Below are 3,454 nucleotides of genomic sequence, written 5' to 3' on the forward strand. Positions count from 1 at the left end.
GTGCCGAGCAGGCCTTCATAGCCGCCGTTGCCGCCGGTCCACAGAGTCGTGTAGTAGGTTTTGTCGAAGGCGTTTTTCAGCCACAGCGAGACGTCCCACTGGCCCTGATTGAAATCGCCGCGCAGGCCAGTGGAGAAGTTGACCACCGCGTAACTGGGGATCTGCCCGTAATCGGAATCCTCCACCGTGCCCACCGCTTTGGAGCGGAACGCGTAGCTGCCGGTGACGTAGGGTTCGAAGCCGTTAGCCAGATTCCATTTGTATTCGCCGTTGGCGTTGCCGATCCATTTCGACGCGCCGACCACTTGATGACCGCTGAGGTCGCAGGACGCCGGTGCACCCGGGGCCTGGCTGACTTCCGGCGGGCACGGTGCATCTTTGTAAGAGAGGTAGCTGACGTCGTTGTACGAACCGTTGAAGTTCAGGGTCAGGCCACGCAGCGGCACCACGGTGCTTTCGAACTCGATGCCGCGCGAGCGAACCGAACCGGCGTTAGTCAGGTATTGCACGCGGTTGGCGGCGTCATAGGCGTTGGTCTGGTAGGCGTTGACCTGGGTCCAGAATACGTTGGCGTTGAGTTGCAGGCGGCGATCCCACAGGGTGCTCTTGAAGCCGAGTTCGGCGTTGTTGGCGCGCTCGGTGCCGATCAATAACGAGTCGGCGCCAGCGGTAGGTGCGGAGCCGACCGCAAGGTTGACCCCGCCGGATTTCTCGCCGTGGGACAGCGTGGCGTAACCGAGCACATCGTCGGTGATGCGATAGCTAAGGTTGAGCAGTCCCGAGGGGCTGGAGCTGTACTGATTCAAGTCACCGGAATCGTAGGCGCCGGCACGGCCGCGACGCGCATTGGCTGCCGCGCCCGTCACCGCCACACCGCCGAGCGGCGCGTTGCGGCTGACCGAAGCGTTTTTCTCTTCGTAGGTGCCACGCACCCCGGCGGTGAAGTCCAGGCGCTCGCTCAGGTGCCAGGTGCCTTGGGCAAACAGGGCGAAACTGTCGGTCTTGATATGGCCGTTGCCGACGCTGGTAACGTTGGCCAGGGCGCCGGCCGGCGTGCCGTTCCAGATGTCCGCTTGCGGGCCGTAATAGGCGAAGGATTTGTTGTCCAGATCCGAGCCGAAATAGTAGGCGCCGACCACGTAATCGAAGAACTCACCCTTGGGCGAAGCCAAGCGAAATTCCTGCGAATACTGTTTGTCTTCCACCGACACGCCGGCGTTGTAACTGGCCGGCACGTTGAGGCCATCGTCGTTGCGCGGGGTGAAATTCCAGAAACGATAAGAGCTGACCGAGGTCAGGGTGAAGTCGCTCGGCAACGTCCAGTTGGCTTCCACCGACGTGCCGCCCTGATGCACGGTGACGTGCTGGTCGTTGTCGAGATTGACCTTGCGATGCCGGCCGTTGACCAGCGTCGCCCCGGCCGCACTGGCCCGCGATTCATACAGGTTGACGCCGTTGATGGTCGGCCCGGTGTTGTACAACACGCGGGTGCCGGCGCTGGAATCTTCTTCGTTGTAATCGCCGATCCAGCGCAGATTGAAATCTTCATTGGGCTTGAACAACAGCTGCGCACGAAAGCCCTCGCGGGAGCCGCCGTTGAGGTCGTGGCCGTCGTATTCGTTTTTGATGTCGCCGTCACTGCGCGTGCGATAAGCGGAAAAGCGCCCGGCCAGTTGGTCATTGAGCGGCCCGGAAATCGTGCCCTTGGTCTGGAAGTAACCGTCCTCGCCGACCGAGGTTTCGATGCTGCGTTCCGGCGTGAAACTGGGCGCGCGGGTGCTGATATTGATCACTCCGGCGGTGGTGTTCTTGCCGAACAGCGTGCCCTGCGGCCCACGCAGAACTTCCAGCTGTTCGATGTCCATCAGATCGAACACCGCCATCCCCGGACGGCCCAGATAAACGTTGTCGATGTACAGGCCAACGCTGCCTTCCAGGCCATCACTGGCCGGGTTGTTGCCCAGGCCACGGATGGACACGCTGGACTGCCGCGCATGCATATAGGCGACGTTGACGCTGGGCACCAGTTGCTGCAAGTCCTGAATCCGGTAAACCCGTTGCGTCTCCAGATTCTGCCCGTTGACCACGCTCATTGGCGTCGGCACATCCTGCGAGCTTTCTTCGCGACGGCGAGTGGTAACGGTCACCGTTCCAAGCTGCGAACCGTTGGCCGCCGCTGTGCCTGCCGGAACCGGCGGCGGGGTTTCGGCTTCGGCGGCATAGCCATGAGTCCAGCTGGCGCTGCCTGCCAGCAACAGCGCCAAAGGCAGGCGTTTGAGCCGTCGGGGAGATGGGGGTAACGCGAGATTCAACGGACTCATGGCGCGGCTCCTGGTCAAAAAACACACAGACATCTTCAGTGCTGCATATTCTTTTCAGTTATTTATTTATGGATTTACAAATATTTACTGCATAAGAGATTGCCTTTATAAGGAGTCCACCTAATGCATATCCAATGCATTTCCCGGATATTTTTTATGTGTAAAATGCATATCGACTTGCGCCAATTGCGTCACTTCATCGCTCTGGTTGAGCAACGCAGCTTCGTCGCTGGCGCGCAGGCGGTGAACCTGTCGCAATCAGCGTTCAGCCGCAGCATTCAGGCGCTGGAACACAGCGTCGGCTGCCAGTTGGTCGACCGTGGACGCAAGGAATTGCCGCCGACCAAACAGGGCCAGGTGCTGCTCGAACATGCACGGCGACTGGTCAGCGGTGCGCAGCAGATGGCCAATGAGATCAGCCAGTTCAATGGCCTCGAGGCCGGAGAATTGCGCTTTGGTTGCGGGCCGGCGCCAGCCGCCGGATTGATCCCGCGCGCGATCGGCGCGTTCATCGGCCGCTACCCGAAAGCGCGAGTGCAATTTCAAGTCGATGACTGGCAGAGCCTGAGCAAACGCCTGCTCAGCGAAGAGTTCGAATTCTTCGTCGCCGACACCCGGCAATTCGAGGCCGACCCGGATTACCAGACCCATCGCTTGCGGGCGCGCAAATGGTATTTCTGCTGCCGCGCCGGGCATCCACTGACGGCGTTCGAGCGCATCACCGCCGAGCAGTTGCTGAGCTATCCACTGGCCGTAAGCATTCGCCCGCCAAACCTTCGCAAGGTCATCGTCGACCTCAGCGGCCGCCCTGATTTCACCCCGAATGTGGAATGCGAAAACGGTTCGACGCTGTTGAGCGTGGTGCTGCGTTCGGAGGCGATCGGAATTGTCGGCGCGTATTCCGATGCGCTGCATCTGGCCAAGGGTGAGCTGGTCTGTTTGAAGATCGAAGGCCTGGCCGATGATTTGGAGGAGCTGTACACCCGCTACGGCATTGTCAGCCGTGCGGGGTATCGGCTGTCACCGCTGGCCGAAGCGATGATTGAGCAGATCAAAGTGGTTGATGCGGAGGATGAGGAAGTGTGTTCGCTGGAGAATTTTGCTGTCTGAGCTGGCCCCTTCGCGAGCAGGCT

General features: G+C 60.5%; 2 protein-coding genes. One reads left to right on the plus strand and one right to left on the minus strand.

The features are described 5' to 3' along the window. Positions 1–2,321 (minus strand): TonB-dependent receptor (locus tag D6877_RS10040; RefSeq protein WP_130910647.1); only part of this gene is annotated, 2,321 nt, incomplete at its 3' end. A gap of 165 nt (positions 2,322–2,486) precedes the next feature. Here D6877_RS10040 and D6877_RS10045 point away from each other — a divergent pair. After that, positions 2,487–3,431 carry a LysR family transcriptional regulator gene (locus D6877_RS10045; RefSeq protein WP_130910652.1) on the plus strand — a complete coding sequence of 315 codons (945 nt, stop codon included), beginning with the start codon at positions 2,487–2,489 and terminating at the stop codon, positions 3,429–3,431. The last annotated feature ends 23 nt before the right edge of the window (positions 3,432–3,454 follow it).

The sequence above is a fragment of the Pseudomonas sp. Sample_9 genome (genome assembly GCF_004307535.1).
Taxonomy (GTDB): domain Bacteria; phylum Pseudomonadota; class Gammaproteobacteria; order Pseudomonadales; family Pseudomonadaceae; genus Aquipseudomonas; species Aquipseudomonas mercuritolerans.